At 53.2% G+C, this 18,119-nt stretch carries 16 protein-coding genes, 1 tRNA gene and 2 pseudogenes; 4 read left to right on the forward strand and 15 right to left on the reverse strand.

All coding sequences use genetic code 11. The features are described 5' to 3' along the window. Positions 1–22 precede the first annotated feature (22 nt). From H3S97_RS00220 to H3S97_RS00255, 7 genes and pseudogenes are all read right to left on the reverse strand, one after another. Positions 23–937: pseudogene (locus tag H3S97_RS00220) on the reverse strand (ABC transporter ATP-binding protein). Between the two features lie 393 nt (positions 938–1,330). Next, a complete protein-coding gene (locus tag H3S97_RS00230; RefSeq protein WP_154312449.1) occupies positions 1,331–1,480 on the reverse strand; it encodes a hypothetical protein in 150 nt (49 codons plus the stop codon). 3 nt (positions 1,481–1,483) lie between these two features. Continuing rightward, complete coding sequence (locus tag H3S97_RS00235) at positions 1,484–2,149, reverse strand: ABC transporter ATP-binding protein (protein ID WP_198219229.1); 666 nt, start codon at positions 2,147–2,149, stop codon at positions 1,484–1,486. Further along, a complete protein-coding gene (locus H3S97_RS00240) occupies positions 2,149–3,372 on the reverse strand; it encodes an ABC transporter permease (protein ID WP_198219231.1) in 1,224 nt (407 codons plus the stop codon). The genes H3S97_RS00235 and H3S97_RS00240 overlap by 1 nt, the downstream gene beginning before the upstream one ends. Beyond that, a complete protein-coding gene (locus tag H3S97_RS00245; RefSeq protein WP_110425392.1) occupies positions 3,369–3,911 on the reverse strand; it encodes a hypothetical protein in 543 nt (180 codons plus the stop codon). The genes H3S97_RS00240 and H3S97_RS00245 overlap by 4 nt, the downstream gene beginning before the upstream one ends. Before the next feature lie 317 nt (positions 3,912–4,228). Further along, positions 4,229–5,986: an ABC transporter ATP-binding protein gene (locus H3S97_RS00250; protein ID WP_198219233.1), complete on the reverse strand. Its 1,758-nt coding sequence runs from the start codon at positions 5,984–5,986 to the stop codon at positions 4,229–4,231. Further along, positions 5,987–8,005, reverse strand: a complete 2,019-nt coding sequence (locus H3S97_RS00255; RefSeq protein WP_198219235.1) for an ABC transporter ATP-binding protein — start codon at positions 8,003–8,005, stop codon at positions 5,987–5,989. 175 nt (positions 8,006–8,180) lie between these two features. On the opposite strand from H3S97_RS00255, the gene H3S97_RS00260 reads away from it, so the two are divergent. Together H3S97_RS00260 and H3S97_RS00265 are read left to right on the forward strand one after the other, a co-directional pair. Continuing rightward, positions 8,181–9,221 carry a helix-turn-helix domain-containing protein gene (locus tag H3S97_RS00260; protein WP_198219237.1) on the forward strand — a complete coding sequence of 347 codons (1,041 nt, stop codon included), beginning with the start codon at positions 8,181–8,183 and terminating at the stop codon, positions 9,219–9,221. A 722-nt stretch (positions 9,222–9,943) separates the two neighbouring features. Continuing rightward, positions 9,944–11,380, forward strand: coding sequence for a hypothetical protein (locus H3S97_RS00265; protein ID WP_198219239.1), 1,437 nt, complete (start codon positions 9,944–9,946; stop codon positions 11,378–11,380). Between the two features lie 528 nt (positions 11,381–11,908). On the opposite strand, the gene H3S97_RS08330 is transcribed toward H3S97_RS00265, so the two are convergent. Then, positions 11,909–12,127, reverse strand: coding sequence for a hypothetical protein (locus H3S97_RS08330; RefSeq protein ID WP_232356193.1), 219 nt, complete (start codon positions 12,125–12,127; stop codon positions 11,909–11,911). Between H3S97_RS08330 and H3S97_RS08335 the strand changes: the two genes are divergently transcribed. Beyond that, entirely contained in the window at positions 12,111–12,323 is a 213-nt protein-coding gene (locus H3S97_RS08335; RefSeq protein WP_232356194.1) for a hypothetical protein, read from the forward strand. The two genes, H3S97_RS08330 and H3S97_RS08335, sit on opposite strands and share 17 nt — an antisense overlap. 619 nt (positions 12,324–12,942) lie before the next feature. Here H3S97_RS08335 and H3S97_RS00275 read toward each other — a convergent pair. The 4 genes and pseudogenes from H3S97_RS00275 to H3S97_RS00295 form a co-directional block, all read right to left on the reverse strand. Continuing rightward, on the reverse strand, positions 12,943–13,683 hold the full coding sequence (locus tag H3S97_RS00275) for a DUF4145 domain-containing protein (protein ID WP_198219241.1): 741 nt from the start codon (positions 13,681–13,683) through the stop codon (positions 12,943–12,945). A 3-nt stretch (positions 13,684–13,686) separates the two neighbouring features. Then, positions 13,687–14,505 (reverse strand): annotated as a pseudogene (locus tag H3S97_RS08530) (phage major capsid protein). A gap of 197 nt (positions 14,506–14,702) precedes the next feature. Beyond that, complete coding sequence (locus H3S97_RS00290) at positions 14,703–15,080, reverse strand: hypothetical protein (RefSeq protein WP_198219245.1); 378 nt, start codon at positions 15,078–15,080, stop codon at positions 14,703–14,705. Further along, on the reverse strand, positions 15,073–15,468 hold the full coding sequence (locus H3S97_RS00295; RefSeq protein ID WP_198219247.1) for a hypothetical protein: 396 nt from the start codon (positions 15,466–15,468) through the stop codon (positions 15,073–15,075). Before H3S97_RS00295 ends, H3S97_RS00290 begins: the two co-directional genes overlap by 8 nt. A gap of 714 nt (positions 15,469–16,182) precedes the next feature. Here H3S97_RS00295 and H3S97_RS08535 point away from each other — a divergent pair. Continuing rightward, positions 16,183–16,635, forward strand: a complete 453-nt coding sequence (locus H3S97_RS08535; protein ID WP_198219249.1) for a tyrosine-type recombinase/integrase — start codon at positions 16,183–16,185, stop codon at positions 16,633–16,635. Positions 16,636–16,810: 175 nt separating this feature from the next. On the opposite strand, the gene H3S97_RS00305 is transcribed toward H3S97_RS08535, so the two are convergent. From H3S97_RS00305 to H3S97_RS00315, 3 genes are all read right to left on the reverse strand, one after another. Next, a tRNA-Arg gene (locus H3S97_RS00305) sits at positions 16,811–16,884 on the reverse strand. Positions 16,885–16,990: 106 nt separating this feature from the next. Beyond that, positions 16,991–17,749 carry a TlyA family RNA methyltransferase gene (locus H3S97_RS00310; protein WP_332468261.1) on the reverse strand — a complete coding sequence of 253 codons (759 nt, stop codon included), beginning with the start codon at positions 17,747–17,749 and terminating at the stop codon, positions 16,991–16,993. 47 nt (positions 17,750–17,796) lie between these two features. Continuing rightward, a complete protein-coding gene (locus H3S97_RS00315) occupies positions 17,797–18,117 on the reverse strand; it encodes a hypothetical protein (RefSeq protein ID WP_198219253.1) in 321 nt (106 codons plus the stop codon). Positions 18,118–18,119: the final 2 nt, after the last annotated feature.

The raw sequence follows: 18,119 nt of genomic DNA on the forward strand, positions 1-18,119 counted from the left end.
TAACAAAAATGAGTATCATCAATTATTCGAAATCATGCCCGGTCAACTTCACGAAGGCGTCATAAAGACTTGGTTCGTTCATACGTAATTGGGAAACCGCAGGATTGCTCGACAGCACAGCAATAACAGGATCCGTATCATCGGCACGTACTGAAACGGTTGTCTTATCAATAACTTCCGGTTCACCAAAAGTTCGAAGCATGCTCACAAGGTCCGATATTCCATCTGGCGTTACTTGGCAGGAGATTAACGTTCCCTTGGCATGTTTCCTTATGAGTTCCTCTGGACTGCCTTGGGCTACAGACCGACCATGATCTATCACTGCTACTTCGTGACAGAGAACTCGCGCTTCATCTAGATCATGTGTCGATAGGACAATCGTCGTACCTTCCTCAGCCAGAAACCTAAGCACCTTCCAAAGGTCATCCCGAGCCATTACATCAAGACCAGTGGAAGGTTCATCAAGTATGGCTAATTTCGTCCGTCCGATGATGGATAGACCAACGTTCAGACGCTGTTTTTGTCCACCTGATAATTTCGCTACTTTGCGGAGCAGCAATTCGTCCAAGCCCATCCATTTTGCGACTTGATCCACGTCGCGCGGGTGATCATAAAGACTGGCCCAGAATGACAGTATCTCCCCCACTCTTTCCTGGGGAAAGATAGTGGACTCCTGAGGTTAAATACTCACCCGCTGATGAATCCACTGTGAATCAGTCTGCGGATTCCTATCGAATACTATGACAGTTCCGAAAGTCGGTTTTCTCAAGCCGACAGCTATTTCGAGCGTTGTTGATTTTCCAGCACCGTTAGGGCCCAGCAGACCAAAGATGCCCCCTTCAGGAACAGTTAAATTGAGATGATCAAGTGCTTTGATAACCCCTGCAGGCGTTTCATACTCTTTAACCAGATTGCCAAGTTCTATAGCAGCATTCATTGGTGCCACCCTTTATGGTAGGTACAGCGGTTCGTTAAAGTTTCATTGCATTGAGCGGCCAAACCTGCCAGACACTCTTCGAAAAGAGTACCACCAATGGTGATTGAAATATATCGGCATCAGAACCGCTGTCTGTTAGGACCGAATGCACAAGCACCTGTCTACAAATTTAAAGAGGAACAGGTATCTCAAATCTTTGGCGAATCAATCGAATCACCAGTATCTCCCGCACGTTCATGGAAAGAAACAAAACTCACTCATTAATTCGATCAGCCATGGCAATTCGGAATCTCTTTGGCTCCCCCAATAGGCTATCTGCTGCCCCCCCCCCCCGTCAGCAACCGCTACTCATACTCACTCGATGCCGGCCACCGGCATTTTTTCACCGGGTGCTCATATGGCAAGCCAAACGGCGAACGCCAGGCATGCTACGCCCAATATGCACAGCGCAAACCAGCGCTTGTCATTCTTGCCCCGAACGACTCCCAGAATTAGAAGCACCAGCCCGAGCAAAGCCTCGAATACCATAATCCAGAAACCCATGCTCTAGTCCTTTCGTTGAAGTTTGATGATTCGATCATGTTGGTCAGCCAGTGAGGCATCATGGGTAACGGTGACGATTGTGGATCCTGAATCGTGGTTCAAGCCAAAGAGCAGGGCGATGATCCTCGACCGGTTCTCCGAATCGAGCGAGGCAGTGGGCTCATCCGCAAGAACAACCTCGGGGTTCATAATGACGGCTCGTGCGAAGACTGCTCTTGATTTTTCCCCTCCGGAGCATTCAAGCGGTTTTTTGCTCAGTATCGACCCGATACCTAAAGAGTCCACCACCTGGTCGAATCTTCGGGAATCCACCTTGCGCGGTTTCCGCGCGTAAAGCAGGGGCAGCTTGATGTTGTCCTCTATGCTCAAGGAGCTGATAAGTGCTGATTCCTGCAGGACGAATCCGATTTTCTCATTCCTCCATGCGGCCGATTCGAGGTCGGACAGCGTGCGCGCGGATCTGCCGAGCAGCCTGTAAGAGCCTTCATAGCGTGTATCGAGCAGACCGAGGATGTTCAGCAATGTGCTCTTGCCAACGCCAGACTCTCCAACGATTGCGACCTTCTCGCCCTCGGTGACTGTCAGCGAGAAATGTTCAAGAAGAGTGACTGAAGATGAGCCCTTCCTGTATGTTTTATGATCCAGGTTGAGATCGATGACCTTGTCCATTATTGCAGCACCCCCAATGAGATAGGAACATGCCTGAGCCTCCAGGTGATCAATTGAGCGAGCATAGCAACCAGAAGAAAATCGAACAGCGACGCGACAAGTAAGGCCAGCCAGTCCATCCTGATCATTCCCCACAAGCCATAGGTCATTAAGAATGCATCCTTCTTTCGCCAGTAGCTATGCCGCGAATAAGCTGCCATAGCGAAAACGGCAAGCAATGCAATTAAGGAAAGGCCCGCATAATATGCGTAGAAAAGCCGACGAAGTCTGCCATAGCTCAGTCCCACCATGAGGTTGATCGTGAAATCACGCATCATTACCCGCACACTGATCAGTACACTCCAGACAGACAGCAAAACGACGAGAATAAGCAGTAGGCCTGAAGCCACGGTCAGAAAACGCAAAGAAGAGAACAAATATTCGTTGTAATAGTCAATGTTGTCCTGATAACTGTAAAGGTTGAACTTGGCCCCAATCGTCTTGTCGATGTAATCACCCAATTCGGACACGTCCGCACGATCGGTATCAGATAGAACGAGATCGTTGAGCGCGTTGATATTAAAACTGACATCAGCCTGTTTGATGAAAGCCGTGGTGACGGGCACAACTACTGAAAAATTATAGTACTTCTTCGAATTAAGCGCATAGAAGTTTGAACGCACCGAATTATCGGCGATGACACCGACGACCTTCACCCTTACTTCTCGCAGCAGGGCAGGGTCATGCATCTTGAATTGCGTGCCAAGCGGATAGTCGTTGGCCAGTCCCTCGCCCACCAACACGGGAATCGTATCGTTCCGCACCAGGCTGTAATCAAACGTCAACCCGCTTCCTTGAGCAATGGCAAACCCATCCAGGTCGTTATATCGCTGATTCATATAACTCACTGGAACCTTAACCCCGCAACCATTAGCCAGATTGGTCATCATTCCGTCCGTATAGAGCGCGTAGTGATATCGGCTGTCCAGACGATCGTAGACTTTCTGAATCGATGCTTTTGAGATGTCCTTGTTACCAAAATCTGAATCCGGATCCAGATTCGCTACGAATGTTCCCTCCTTGTCAAAATGCGCCATTTGCTGGTATCCCTCACGCGTGGACAAGACACTATGAGCTGTCAGGAATGCCATGTAGTTGGCCATCAAGAACAAGACCAGCGCACCTATGGCAAAGATTGGTTTCCTGAGAAATACACGAGTCAGAAAGAAGCGGAAAACCTTCATCTTGCCCCCAAGAACGCAGCGCTCAACAGTACGTATGCGGCCAGGGCCAAGAGCACATAGAAGCTATCAACTATCTCGAAACCCAACAGCAGATGGACCACAGTCGAAAGCAAGAAAGAAATGCCGAGCAATATCAGGCATTCGACAAGATACCTGAGTTTTATCTGCCTCAACGTATCTCCCACCAGTACCCGGCATCTGACCTCAGTTCTGGCTTTTGTCACCAATTGATAAAGAAACACCAACACAAACGCAGAAAACCCCAGAACGAAAGCGCGCCGTTTTTCGATCATGAATTTGATGTAACTCATCAACACTTCCGAATCATCCGCCTGGTGTTTCAAATACACGAAAAACCCAGCCAATAGAAAGCAGCCCAAATACAGAAAGACCAACTCCAGGCGATTGTTGAGCCTCAGTATCGATCTATCCATAAAGCGTCTCACCGTGCCACCTTTCGCAGACGCCACCAGGCTAATTTCGACATGTCCGAGCTGCTTGATTATCCAGTGATACTTACCTTTGATGATGCTGATCAAATTTCATGACTTATTTCGAGCGGCAGAAGAGGCTCAATCAAATCCAATTCTCTCTGTAAAGCCACCTCCTTGTGAAGCATGTGAGCTTACATTAAAACTTATAAATTAAAACTTTATACTACGCGTTGATAAAAGTCAGCAATATAAATGCAAACAGTTCAAGCTTACTCGGAACAGTCTTTGGAGCAATCAATTTTGGAATGAAATCTCGCATTCACCACTCGTTCCTCAGTTTGTTCGGAAATATTCTGACTGCCTATGATGTAGTGTTGCCTTCTCTGCCGTTTGGCGATACCAAGAGTCGGTCCAAGCCCTCTCTACAAGGACCAGTCTGCGCTCTCTGCCTGCAAACGAACCATCCGCGCAAATTCACCATCTGCGGCCATGAGCTCCTGCGGGGAACCTTGCTCGACCACGCGCCCATGGCCCAGAACCACAATCTTGTCAGCCTGCTCGACAGTGCGCATCCGGTGGGCAATGACCATGACGGTCTTCCCCACCAGCAGTTGTGACAGGGCTTCCTGCACCTGCGTCTCGTTCTCCACATCCAGGGAGGAGGTAGCCTCGTCAAGCAAGACAATCGGTGCATTCTTGAGAATGGCTCTGGCAATGGAGATTCGTTGCCGCTCGCCCCCGGAAAGTCTGGAGCCGTTTTCACCAATCTTCGTCTGGTACCCCTGTGGCAGGCACGAGACGAACTGGTCGCAGTTGGCGGCCCTGGCTGCAGCCAACACTTCCTCATCAGTTGCACCGTTCCGACCCATCCGTATATTGCCCATGACCGTGTCATCAAAGAGCATCACGTCCTGGAAAACCACGGCATAGTCGCGCAGAAGAACCTCCGGATCCACTTGGCTCACATCCACTCCTCCTACGGTGATGGAGCCTGCAGCAGCTTCCCAGAAGCGAGCCGCCAGCCGAGCACAGGTCGATTTCCCGGAACCCGAAGGGCCGACCAGGGCCGTGACCTCCCCCTCCCGGGCGGTGAAACTCACATCTTCGAGAACCGGCCCGCCTACCGCCTTACCCTCAAGCGCGGGATAGGAAAAGGCAACGTGGTCGAAGACGATATCGTGCCCATCGGGGTGGAATTCCTCACTCCCCTCAGCTACAGGTTCCTCGTTGATGGAGCGAATCCGCCGGGCCGAGCCCTGGGATTGGAAAAGTTCCGAAACCAGCATCAGCGCCTGATCAAAGGGCGAGTAAATCCGTGAGACCATCAGGAGGAATAGGAACATGACCATGAAGTCGATCCTGCCCTGGATGATCAATCCGGCAGCCACCAGGAAGGTCGTTGCCACACCCAACCTCAAAACCACCATGGCGGAGTTCAATATAAGGCCATTGGTCATCTCGGTTCGGACCGTAGTGGCTTCGGTGTCATCGATGGTCGAGGAAAGCCTTTCCAGATACCTCTCTTCCTGGTTGGTGGCGTGAATCTCCCGAACGCAGTCAAGCGCCTCCTGAATGCCGTCACTGACCCGAATCTGGGCCTGCCTCGTACGCCGTGACGAAGCTTCAACGAATCGTCGAGTGGCAAAGATGATAGTGAAGGCCACCGGCACGCTCCAGAATGCAGCCAAATCAAGTACCCAATTGATGGGCAGAAGCGACAGGAATATCAGGACGGATGAAACGACCGCACCGTAGAGCTGGCTCAGCGCATGGGCGTAGGCATGTTCCATGGTGGCCACATCACCCAGAATGGTATCGGTCAGATCAGCCAGGTCACGCCGCCCGAAAAAGGAGAGCGGCAGTTTGCGCAATCGCTCGGCAAGGTCGATCCGCTGGGTTCCGGTCTGACTGAAAACCGCACCGTAGGAATAACTGTATTGAAACCAGGAGGAGCCGAAGAGAATAAGCGCAAAGACCAGGAGACCAACCAGATAGGGCAGGACCTTCGGTAAAGACGCCCCTGCCGTCAGGTGCTCAACAAAAGCGTTCATGACCAGCAGAAGGGAGGTTGTTCCCGCCATGATGATCAGATTGGTCAGTGTGGTCCACAGCGTTCCCAAAACCACGATCTTCATGCCTCGGTCGGACAGGGCATACTTCTTCTTGAATGAGGCGAACACTTATGTCTCACCTCCTTTCCTCTGGATGTCGGAATCACCGGTAGACGAGTCCGTAGCGAATGGCCCGACACCGGGAACGACGTGCTTCTCACCCGCAATGGGGCCTGCGGGATTTTGACCCGCTCCGGCGGCAGACCTCGGAGAGTTGTCGACCTTCCAGGAGACCGCCCGTTCGTAATCAGACCAGATACGGGCATAGGTACCCTGTACGTCAAGAAGCTGGCGATGAGTGCCCTGCTCTACCAGGTGGCCCCCATCCAATACCAGGATTCGATCGACATGAGCCACAGTCGATAGACGGTGGGCAATCATGAGAACGGTTCGCCGTCGGCCCCCTTCGCCGCGTGTCAATTTGGTCAGCGCCTTCTGTATCAAGAATTCATTCTCGGGATCGGCAAAAGCAGTCGCCTCATCCAGGACCACAATGGGAGACTCCTTGAGGATTGCCCTGGCCAGGGCCACACGCTGGACCTCTCCCCCGGAAAGGTAGGTTCCACCTGAGCCGAGCATGGTATCCAGCCCCTCGGGAAGCTTGTCAACGATGTCCATGCACTGAGCCGCTCTCAATGCCTCCATAACCTGCTCAGGAGCGGCGTCCGGTCTGGCTGCGCGAACGTTCTCCAGCAGGGTGGTCGAAAAGAGCCTGTTGGTCTGGAAGACAAAGGCGACCTGCCCCATCAGATCATGTGGATCGATGGATCTGACATCAATGCCACCCACAGCGACCCTGCCCGAATCCACATCCCAAAAACGTGGCAACAGACTGGCACAGGTCGATTTGCCGCCTCCCGAGAGACCGACCAGAGCGACCATTCCACCCTCCGGCACCTTGAAGTCAATCCGATCCAATGCCGGGAGATCAGCACCTGGATAGGTATATGACGCCTGTTCCAGGGAAGCATCTGCCGACTTCGGGCGTTCCGGTTCGTCAGCTACCGTCAGGGGATCACTGCTGAGCACGCCGGTGATTCTGTTTAAGGCATCGTCAGCCTTGCTGAAGGACTCACTGGAGAACTGCAGACGGGTCATGGCCGTGGGAACCATGCCCGAGAAGACGGCATAGAAGGCGAAATCGGTCAGGAAAGAGGTAAAGTCACTCTGCCCTGGAGCCAGCAGGATGGCTACAGGAACAAGGAAAACCACAGTCCCGTTCAGGGCCGTCATCTGAATGGTCTGAGGCAGGTGACAGATCTTCATGGCATAGTTCCTGGCTATTCTGCTGTAATGCTCGATGGCCTCATGGAAGGCCTTGAAGGAATAAACCGTCTGCTGGAAGACCTTGACCACTGGAATGCCACGGACATATTCGGTTCCCGTCTTGGACATTCGCACCAGGGCATCCTGGTATTCCTTCATAAAGGACTGTCCCTGATCGTTCATCATGACACGGATGCAGACCAGGGCAATCAGGATGGGGAAGAGACAGGCCAGGCCCATACGCCAGTCGAAAATCAGCATCAGTATCGGCATACCCAGAATCATGGCGAAGGAGCCAGCCGCGTCGGGGAGGATATGGGCGAGCAGATTCTCGGCATCGCCCGCCGAGCCATCAATTGCGCGACGCAGCTCGCCGGAGGCATGGAGGTCGAAATACCCCAAGGGAAGGCTCAGCAGGTGGCCTATGGCCGCTTTGCGCATGTTGGATGCGCTCCGGAAAGCCGCCAGATGCGTCATCAGCAGCCCTGCACAGTACAGAAAGACGGAAGCGGCCGCAAACCCGAATCCCAGCCATCCATAAATGGCGATTTCCGTAGCCTGAGACCACCCTGGAGCAACGGCGAGGAGGTCTTTTACCGCCAGCCATATGCAGATGTAGGGTCCAAGGCCAGCAATCGTGGAGAGGGCGGACAGACCACAGCCGAGATAGGAGAACACCTTACGAGGGCCGGCGAAATCAAGCAGCCGCCTGAGGGAACTACGCCCATGCGACCTCTCACGATTAGGCGCACCTCCCCCGCCCTGTGCTTTACCTTCTGCAGGATCCGGTTTGCTTCTCGAATCCGCCTGATCTGTGGTCATCTCTTTCCTCCAGGTTCATCCAAAACTCTTGTCGTTCGCTGCCATCGAACGTAATCTGAGAAGTCAATGCCCGGAAGACCGTCACAGAGCGACGGATGAATCCATAAAAGGTGCGAACGAAAACGAAAGTCCGCCGAGATCGCCATAAAGCCGGCAGGATGAAACCAGGTGAGCCATGACAGACCGGACGATATACTCCGAATCCCGCGAGATTCAGACCCTGTATCGCCCCCAGGTGGAGCAACTCGGCATGGAACTCCATCACCGATCGGGAGGATTGGAAGGGCAGGTCGATGGCGATATCTGCCAGGGAAGATTCCAAGCCAATCCGGCAGGTCCTCATTGCCTGGTCATATGGCACGACATCACCTTCCTGCGCGAAATGAACTTTAACGAGTACGCCATGACCGACTATGCCTGCCTGACCCTGGATGAAAGCCCGGCAGCCAACCCCGCTCCTTATGGGTTGCAGCCATGTACAAAGCAGGAGGGCAATATGGTCTCCCTAATCCAGCAGGCGGGATCGGTCACCAACCGCATACCGGCAGGCTCTCGCTCGCGGACCCGGAGCATCTGCATCCTGCCCGGCTATTTCATGGAGCTGGAAAACCAATGGCCCGGCCAGGTCAAGGGACTCTTTGACGCCTTCCGACAACCCTGGCCATCCGATATTGCACTGGCCGCTTCAACCGCCCTGTCAAAGTTTGCCCTAGGAAGGCAGGGCCAGACAGAGTTCCTCATCAAAGCACACATCGACCTGCTCCTGGCAAGGCTGGCCCAATCTCCCTCTGCCTTTGTACAGAGCCATGAACCGTCATATGACTGTGACCTAGTCCAACAGGCCAAAGCCCACATTCAATCCCACTTGGGCAGTGACCTCTCCATTGATCAGATAGCACAGTCCCTGTATGTGGGACGCACCCGTTTATGCACCGCCTTCAGGCATCAGACCGGCACAAGTCTGGCCAGGTACATTAGAGAGCGAAGAATGGACCAGGCCCGCCATCTTCTCTCGTCCACTGGGGAGGACATTGCCTGGATCGGCAGGCAGGTCGGATATATGCGCCCCAGTTCATTCAGCGCGGCTTTCACCAGAGAAACCGGGGTTGCACCGATCGCTTGGCGCGAAGGGAGCAACTGTATCGAACAAGCTCCCGAAATCGAAGCGCCCGCTGTCACGAAAGCCGGGCATGAGAGTTCCTCGGACTTCACTTGATGATATCGGTCTTCCAGGAGAGAAAGAACTGACAAGTTCATAGGGAATATAAGATTCTTCAAGAAAAAGCCATATTTTCCAGCTCAAGATTGAAGTTGCGGGGCATCAGCAGCGCTACTAGATGTTTGCTCTTGTCGACTCCGATGATTGATGCTATAATTTACGGTTTAGCCAGAAGCCAGGACAAAGTCAACTCCACCAACTGTGCATAGCGTTTGGATACCAGTTCTGCCTTCTTGACAATGGCCCTCCTTTTGCTGCATTTCGTCCGGCTGGAAGCGCTTAGCATCGAATCCCTATTTGCGATCAGTCGGGCAGAGGCTGTGCTAGCCTGAGTGGTAGCGACGTTCTCATACTGGCATAAGAGCTAATCTCGCGTCCTCTTTCCTATAGAGTGCTTTGAAGCAACTCTTTAGACTTGATTCCTTCGGAGACAGTTGTACCACTGGCTGGCATGGCTCTTCTCAAACCGACGGCTCAGCGTATTGTACAGGTACAGACATCATCCAGTAGTGCCACAACTATTCTGCCAAAATTCAGGGTAGATGTATATTTTACGCACCCACAACCTGCCTGGAAACTGTCTTGCAAATATCAAAGACTCTTACAACTGTAGAAGCTCGGGGATTTTATACTAGGAAATTCGAGGAAATTAGAATCACCTGCGGTTGCGGTTGTGAGACAAGTGATTGTACAATTCTTTTCTGGTGGAGGGATCTATAATGAACCAAGAACTAGTACAACCTAATGAAAATAATCCTAGAGTTATCACAACTAAAGAGCTGACGGTGCTGGATAGCAGCCTACAACGCCTATTACAGAGTTTACAGCTGCCATCAGATAAACTGTTCGCTCCGATACAAGAACGCTCAATTGTACTCTACAACATTCAAAGCGCACTATCATCGCTACAGTCGAATGCACTGGGCAATTCTTACTATGTGTCAAAAATGATTGCGGCATCAACAGTTGGACTTTTTGACGCAGCGCTAAATTATCTTTGGGACGAGCTAATAGCTTCACTTCGGGAAAGAATAAAAAGTTTCGGACTCAGCTATTTTTACGACGTTGTTTCTGGTTTATCGAACGTAACTATAGGAGATCTTAAAGATGAAAGTGATTTAGAAAAAATAAATGACGCTACTCTCTTAATTGCATGCAAAGAAATCGGATTCATAACCAAAGTTGGATACAAAAAGATAGATACCATTCGTTATCTTCGTAATAACGTCAGTGCAGCACATCCAAATGAAGAAAAGATGTCAGGCCTTGAGCTAGCTACTTACCTACAGGAATGTATTCAAGAAGTAATTAGTCAACCAACAGACACAGTAATGGCTAGTACAGCGCGCTTATTAAGCAATATTAAAAAACGCAGCTTATCTCCAGAAGAAGTGAATGAGACTACAGCTTATTTCCAAAATTTTACGGCGGAGACAACGGACCGCGTCACGTCTCTGGCGAATGGACTTTTCGGTATGTATGTCGCAAAAAAAGAACGAACTACAGTTATAGCGGATAATGTGAAACAAATATGGCCAAAATTGTGGCCTCACATTCCCGAAGATTTACGACATAAGTTCGGCCTCAGACAAGCTGTTGCTGCCGCCAATGCTGACAGTGATTCTGCTAATGCAGCTTATGAACTTCTAGAAATTGCAGACGGATTACCGTACTTGACAGATGATATTCTTTCAATCAAATTAAACGAAGCACTAGATCTCCTGCTATCAGCACATCAAGGCTGGAACAACTTCTTTACTGAGCCTGCACCGGCGAAACAACTCAAGAACCTTGTTGGAAATGATGGACGTATCCCTGATGCTGTTTCAGGTAAATATCTATCAGTTCTTTTACAATGCTACTTAGGTAATCCTTATGGCGTAAGTGTTGCAGCAGAACCGTATTACTCTGATCTTCTAAAATTACTTTCCTCAACTGATGCAGGAAAAATACTACATCTAGTACTAGATCCACAATACAATTATATTCTTTCAAGCAAATCTGGCCAGACTCAGTTCGGAAAATTGCTGGATATCATAGAACCTAAATTAACTAAAATGACTGACGTCAATCTCTTAGAAGCAGTTCGCAATTTCAATGGAGAACCAAACAAATTATGGACTGACAGCAATATTAGGCGACTTTCAGCACTTTAAAAATTGCTTTCATTCCAACATACGTTGAGCAATTTGAATTGATTACAATCTCACTAGGCCTCGCTTCGTCGGGGCTTTTTTTATGAGAACTTTTGTCTCTTAAATGTCACCCAAATTCTTGTTTTGAGGGAATTCCCTTAGCAATAGAAAAGCCACGTAGCCCTCACAGCTGCGGGGCTTTCGTGCAGTGCACCAGACAGGGTTCGAACCTGCAACCTGCTGATGTACTGAGAGCAAATACCCCATACTGTGCCGAACTATTTAAAGCTATATAGCAGAAGGGAAAATGATCCGATTAATACGGATAAAACTAGGCTGAGATTGGGAGCAAAACGACGTTCATCGTATCTGAACCGTGTCTGGATGTTTCTTTCGTCGCTTCTACGGGGTATGACTGGCTTACGTCATCGTCCTAGACTGAATCTAGGGGTTTGTTGACCCCACCTCTGGGTTAGGGTAGGTGCGTGGCTTATGGCTGTGGGATGCGCTCTTCCACCATTCAGTTCTTTGTGGTGGTTTGGCTTTTGCTTAGGCCCTTGTGCGTTTAATTACCGCGAAGAGGATGGTAATATTCGCACGCCTGGCTGGGCTGTCCCGCCAGGCGTGACCTGTGTAGGTCATGTACCGGCATTGCGAGTAGGCTTCTGCATCCATCAGGCCGCGCACCTTGACACCCTTGCGTTCGCCGCACCGGTTCCAGATGTGCAGCCCCTGGCCGGAAGGGTTGATCTTGGCCCAGACCCTCACCCTCCTCGGACTGCTCCGCTGCGGGCAAGTTGGTCCAGGTGGACGGGTCGGTGCTGGAGGCCAGGGAACCGTCGAAGCGGATCGGCCTCTTGCTGGTGCCCTCGCCCTGGCGGCCAGCCGCCTGCGCAGCCATCGGTCTGCCATCGCCATGTCCGAGGGCACCGGCATCGTCCTGCCTGCCCGGTGGGCCCGCTGACGGCAGGCGTCCGAGCAGAACCTGCGCCGGCGACCCCTCCCGGAATGCTCGGGCAGTACTTTACAGCAGTACTCGCATCGAGTCATGCTTTAGGCATATCGTGACATAACTCTGAAAACAAGAAAACCAAGCACTATCAGGCATTGAATTCATTACGTGACAACAGTAAAAACACAGGTCCTGTCACGTAATGCAGACCCAGACGCATTCTCTGGACACCCCTACAAGCAACGGAAACAGACCGCAGAGCGGCGAACGCCATGAGACTCAGAAAAGTCCGGAATCCTGGCGAAAAATGAAGGGGAGGGCGCACGCATAATCGGAGGTGCTAGCCGGCTGTTATCCCGCGGCCCTCCGGGATGTACCCCCCCCCGGGTTGGATCGATCCCGGATTGTTTTCGACGGGATGAAGCCTGGTTTTACGGTACCATGAATTGCGCGCTGCGGTTTCTCTTGCGGTTTTGGCTTTATGACAAGCGCTTGAAAGCCATTACAGGTTGCCCAGGCTGTTATCGTCGCCGGGAATGAAGGAGAGAAGAGCTGTGGGCAAATACGAGAAAGGGCCGATGGTTTAACACCATCGGCCCATGTATCGTGAAAGAATCGCAAAAGCACCCTATCAGTTCGTTGCTGCCGTCGAGCTTGGGGCTATTGACCGGCAGTCATTTTTGTTCTCCTTACGCTTTTTTCTAAGGGCTTTGCGTTTTTGTATGGCTATTGGCTGCTGGTACACATAATCCAGCACGGTATCAAGAAAGCCGAGGATGTCTGAAGCGTCCTCCTTCGACACCGGAATATCCGGATCGCCATGGGCCATGTCGTTCCCCAATAGCCGAATTTCATTTGCTTCCTGAGCCAGTTGGTCTGTAATGATGTTCTGCTCTGCAAGTTCTTCGATTTTCTCATTTAAAGACCCGGAGGTGATGCCCTTGTTTTTGGCGGTTGCTTCCAGCGCCGTTCTGGCCATGAGCACTGCTGAACGATAGGCCTTGATTGAGCAACACGAATATGCCTCGGAAGCCACAGCAGCTATATCTTCAGGGACATCTTCATATTCCTTCCAGACCGGCTCCCTAGGGATCCAAGTGATTATCTGCTCGTCTTCATCATCAGGCTCTTCTTCGTCCTCGAAATCGGCTTCGACTTGGAAAACGCTTTGAGCTTGGCCTGAGTTGATTCTTCTGCCCAATAAACTGCTGTCTATCATCCCCAATGTGGCGTACCCGCATGCGTCACACGTGAAAGGAGCGAACCATACAAACGAATCGGCTGCTTTCCCCTTGAGTATATCCGAAAAAACTGGCCCTATTTGAGTCATATGCGAAAAACGCTCGCAGTGCCAACAAATTCTTGATGCCATACTTCAATGATACCGGTTATGTGAAAGGGTCGGGCATCTCTGCTTGGCCCTTACTGTAAACAACTGTGTTCTGGTGGCGACGGCGGCTTGGCTGGCGGCGCTGAGGACCTGGCTGCTGTCGTTGAGCAGGATGGCGCCTGCGGGGGTCTGCATGTTCAGGATGGTGGGGATCCCGTAGATGGCCGGCGTGGGGCTGTTGGCCATGTCGGTGGCGATGAGGGGCCGGTCGTTCCTGTCGGTGAGCTTGAGCAGGCTGGCCCAGGTACTGTAGCCCATGATGATGCCGGTGGGGCTGCCTCCGTTGTCGCCGACCTTGCCGATGGCGTCCAGGAGGGGGTTGAGCCCTGTGGCGGCGTTGATGTCTCCCGCGTCGGATCATGTCGGGGGTCAGGGCAGGCCTTTGATGCCGGCTTCGTCGCCCTGCAGGAGGAGCCAGTCGGCCTTGTCGGTGATGGCCTTGACAATGCCGGCCTGGATGAGGCTGGTGGTCTGCGTGTAGTCGGCGGCTTCGTTGCTGATGGGGGTGAGGATGGCAATCTTGTGGGTGTGCACGTACATTTCGCTCAGGTCGGGGTCGGTTTCCGTGATCCTGGTGCCTTCGGCGACGATGGCCGCGTCCAGCCCGTCCTTGATGTAGGGGATGCGGGCCACTGGCCCGTCGCCGCTGATGGTGCCGCCGACGCTGGTCTGGCTGAAGATGAGCGCGTCGGGCGCGATGGTCTGGGCCGGGTAGAAGGTGGAGCCGGGCCACAGGCCTTCCTTGCCGGTGCCGGTGGTGATGATGTTGGCGGTGTCCGTCATGGTGGTGTTCCTGTTCCGCATGGCGCGTCGGGAACCTGTCCGGGTATGCGGCGGCCATGCTCATGCTGGTTGATGAGTCGATGTTCATGTTCCCGCGCCGGTCTCCCTGGACCCTGGCGCGGCTGGCATGGCCTGCACGCCGCTGAAGTTATATAAATGGTGAGGCGTCCGCATGGCCTGCACGCGGACACCCTCTTATTATACTCCTCGCGGGCGGCTCATGCGGGGCCCGTCCCGGCCTGTTTCCGCCAGCCGCTGATCGTGGCGTAGGGCAGGCCGAGCCGGTCGCAGGCCTTGAGCAGGAGGGTGCCCGGGTCGTTGCCGCGCTCCCTGGCCTGGCTTTCCTGCAGGCCCAGGAGGCCTTCGGCCACGTTGCGCAGCACGGCGGCCACCATCAGCCGCGTGCGTTCCGGGGTGTCCGGGTTCGCGCAGGGCAGGGCCACCCGCACCTCGCCCACGCCCAGCGCGTACGCCCTGCCCGCCAGCAGCACCCAGTCCATCATCACCCGCAGGCCCACGGTCTTCGCGGCCTGCTCGTCCAGCCGTTCGGCCTCCTCCAGGCGGCGGGCGAATTCGGCGTCCTGTTCCTCACTCATCGGCGGTCTCCTTGCTTCTGATGGTTTCGATGATGGCGATGTAGCGTTGCCCGCGGCGGCACAGGTCGCTGATGTCGGCGAGCAGGGCGCTCCATCCGTGGCCCTGCACCTGCAGGAGCCTGTCCAGGTGGGTCATGCTGATGATGCCGGTGCGGGCTTCCGTGTTCAGCGTGCGCTGGCTGATGCCGGCCTTCTCGGCCATTTCGGGCACAGTCATCCTCTGGAGTTCGATCATGTCCTGGATGACGATGGCGAACGCGGTGAAGGTGCTGGGAGTTGCCGGGTCGAGCATCTGCCGGTCCATGCGCTCCTTCAGCATGCGGCATCGGGGGCAAATGCCGGCCGGCATGGCGTGGGCGCGTTCCACAAGCATGTGGTCATAGGCCATGGGCCGCCCGCGGCACAGGCTAGTCTTGCATTCCTTGACGCGCGGTGTTACATACTCAGCCAAGAACCCGGCAAGCGCAAACGTGTCGGAACGGTGGCGAACAAGACTCTATGGCAGGGGCCTCAGGTAGAAGGTCAATTGGTACTACCCCAACTCAAGCAGAACCAATACCAGACACATCAAGGCATTCCTCAAGCTGAATATGACGGAATAATACAGAGATGCAGTCGGGTGGCGGGGAAGGGAAATCTTAGAGGCAGCAAGTACGTACCGGACGCACTCCGACAACAGACTTCCAGAGAGTTAGCTGAGGACTACCAGAGTTTGAAGCATGGGCTGAAGGCGTCAAGCATCAATTGATACCGTTGCGAACTGAAGACACAAGTGCTTCCACGATGGGCGACGTGCAACTTAACGCCATAACCGAGACGGACATAAACACCTGGAGCGAGGATTCCAACAAAGGCGAATCATCTTGTATGTTCGGGGCAACCCGCAAATCCAAGCCACTGTCCCCCAGCATTCACAACATAGTGTAAGTTACTTTCGGCAGCGTGTTCCAATATGAGAGGTAACTCCTAAACGTCAGTGGCTTACTATCGACCCACTGTCGGGAACCAAACTCTCACGCAAGCAGATCACAGATGAAGCGCTATATCTGACCTATGTGGAAACAGAAGACCGGCAGAAAAAACAGATAAGCTCAATCCATCTATGTCGGACACCTTAGTTCGATTCCTCGCATATGTGGATTTGCGGATCGGCAAGACAGCAGCACTGAAAGTCTCAAATATGGACTTCGAGAAGCTGCGGGTCAACATCCTACGAATCTGGACCGAAGATGATAAAAGCAAACCAGCCCTAGGATCTGCGAAAACGTGGGAACACAAGCGGGTTGCGATTCCCCTTTTCCTCGTCGTCCCCCCCCTCAAAAGGCTCTGTTCAGGGCAACCACCCAAAGCCTTCGTTTTCCGCCCCAAACGCGGAGAACACATCAACATAAAGAACTGGTATAACCGCATCTGGGTGAAAGCGGTAGCCGGGAGCGGACTCACGATACATAGTCTCCACCACACTTTCGCATCTCTATCCATCGCTACGGGGGGGGGGGCTGACGTGAAGATGGTCCAGAACGCCTTGGGTCATGCAGATGCCAGCATACCCTGAATGTGTATGCGTCGCTCTGGCCTAACCGTTTAGATGAAGTGGCCGAGATCATAGAAAGCAGCGAGACAGGAAACTGAACTAAAGCATTTTCGCCCGTCGTGTCTAATCGTGTCTGAAAGAAAATGATCCTCATATTAAATAACCCCTGGAAACTAATGTTTCCAAGGGTTTCTCGTGCGCCAGACAGGATTCGAACCTGCAACCTGCTGATCCGTAGTCAGCTGCTCTAATCCGTTGGGCTACTGGCGCATGTCATCTCGACGAGGAACTCGTTTTTGACAACTCATTTATATTACCGCAACTGTAGATTCTGTCCAGTCTGGTGTGTCGTGCGGGAAGCGGAAAGCCACAGGCTTTAAGCCGACTGTGACCAAGACAGACAGAGTAGATATTCCATGTTGCCATGGGCACCGGTTATGGGCGACGGCATGGTAGCGTGGACAACAAATCCATGCTCACGCGCACAGGCCAAGACCCGCTTCAAAGCCTCTTGCCTGCTGTCCTCGTCCGTCACAATGCCATGATGACCCAGCAGGCTACGTCCGACCTCAAACTGGGGCTTGACCAGCAGCATGCAGTTGGCAACAGGCGCCAGCAAGGCAGGCAGTACTGGAATGACATAGGTCAGCGAGATAAAAGACACATCCGAGACCACATATTCCGGGCGATAAGGCAGGTCCCCCGGCTGAACTTCGCGTATATTGACACCGCTCATGTCAATCACCCTAGGATCAGCGGCAATCCGTTCAAGCAACTGTCCGTGGCCCACATCAAGGGCGATAACTCGCCGTGCACCATGCCTGAGCAGGACGTCAGTGAAACCGCCCGTGGAGGCCCCGATATCGAGGCAGAGCCTGTCCCGCGGACCGGCCATCCCCTGCGTCGCAAAAGTCGTCAGGGCGCCCTCCAGCTTCAGCGCTCCCCGGGAGGCATAGTCATCGCCCGGATCCAGAAGAATCACATCGCCTGGCTGGACGCTCTGAGCAGGCTTTGATGCCAGATGATGGTTGACCGTAACCCGGCCCTGCCGAATCAACACCTGGGCTCTGGCACGTGAATCCGTCAGCCCTTGTGCAGACAGGATACGGTCAAGCCGGTCGCAGGTGTGAGCCACAGTCCTTCGACAACCGTCCCCAGCGCTGACGACCGTGTCCTCAACGTTCACTTGCCCTCCCGGTTTAGGTCCTGCTGGAGCCCGGTCAGCACCTTGCCGAGCAGCTCAACCTGTTGGGCATCGTCCAGATCGTCCAATTGAGCCAAATCAGGGAAACGTTCCAAAAGAGGTGCCATAGCCTGCTTATCCATGGGCTCTTCGGGTACTGAGGCAGTCGTATCCTCGTCATCTGCCTGAGAGGACCATCCAGAACGCTCAGACTCTACAGGCTGCCCGGTCTGGCCGGACTGCTCAGGTGGCCCGTAGTGATTGGACTCCTGGGATGGTCCACTCGCTCCCGGCTGTCCGGAATCGACCTCTTCCGTCATGG

The organism is Bifidobacterium choladohabitans (assembly GCF_016102005.1).
GTDB classification, from domain to species: domain Bacteria; phylum Actinomycetota; class Actinomycetes; order Actinomycetales; family Bifidobacteriaceae; genus Bombiscardovia; species Bombiscardovia choladohabitans.

Excerpts from the sequence above, each read along its gene's own strand:
- H3S97_RS00230 (WP_154312449.1), bottom strand. The coding sequence starts at position 1,480 with ATGGGTTTCTGGATTATGGTATTCGAGGCTTTGCTCGGGCTGGTGCTT.
- H3S97_RS00235 (WP_198219229.1), bottom strand. The coding sequence starts at position 2,149 with ATGGACAAGGTCATCGATCTCAACCTGGATCATAAAACATACAGGAAG.
- H3S97_RS00240 (WP_198219231.1), bottom strand. The coding sequence starts at position 3,372 with ATGAAGGTTTTCCGCTTCTTTCTGACTCGTGTATTTCTCAGGAAACCA.
- H3S97_RS00255 (WP_198219235.1), bottom strand. The coding sequence starts at position 8,005 with ATGACCACAGATCAGGCGGATTCGAGAAGCAAACCGGATCCTGCAGAA.
- H3S97_RS00260 (WP_198219237.1), top strand. The coding sequence starts at position 8,181 with ATGACAGACCGGACGATATACTCCGAATCCCGCGAGATTCAGACCCTG.
- H3S97_RS00265 (WP_198219239.1), top strand. The coding sequence starts at position 9,944 with ATGAACCAAGAACTAGTACAACCTAATGAAAATAATCCTAGAGTTATC.
- H3S97_RS00275 (WP_198219241.1), bottom strand. The coding sequence starts at position 13,683 with ATGGCATCAAGAATTTGTTGGCACTGCGAGCGTTTTTCGCATATGACT.
- H3S97_RS00290 (WP_198219245.1), bottom strand. The coding sequence starts at position 15,080 with ATGAGTGAGGAACAGGACGCCGAATTCGCCCGCCGCCTGGAGGAGGCC.
- H3S97_RS00295 (WP_198219247.1), bottom strand. The coding sequence starts at position 15,468 with ATGGCCTATGACCACATGCTTGTGGAACGCGCCCACGCCATGCCGGCC.
- H3S97_RS08535 (WP_198219249.1), top strand. The coding sequence starts at position 16,183 with ATGTCGGACACCTTAGTTCGATTCCTCGCATATGTGGATTTGCGGATC.
- H3S97_RS00315 (WP_198219253.1), bottom strand. The coding sequence starts at position 18,117 with ATGACGGAAGAGGTCGATTCCGGACAGCCGGGAGCGAGTGGACCATCC.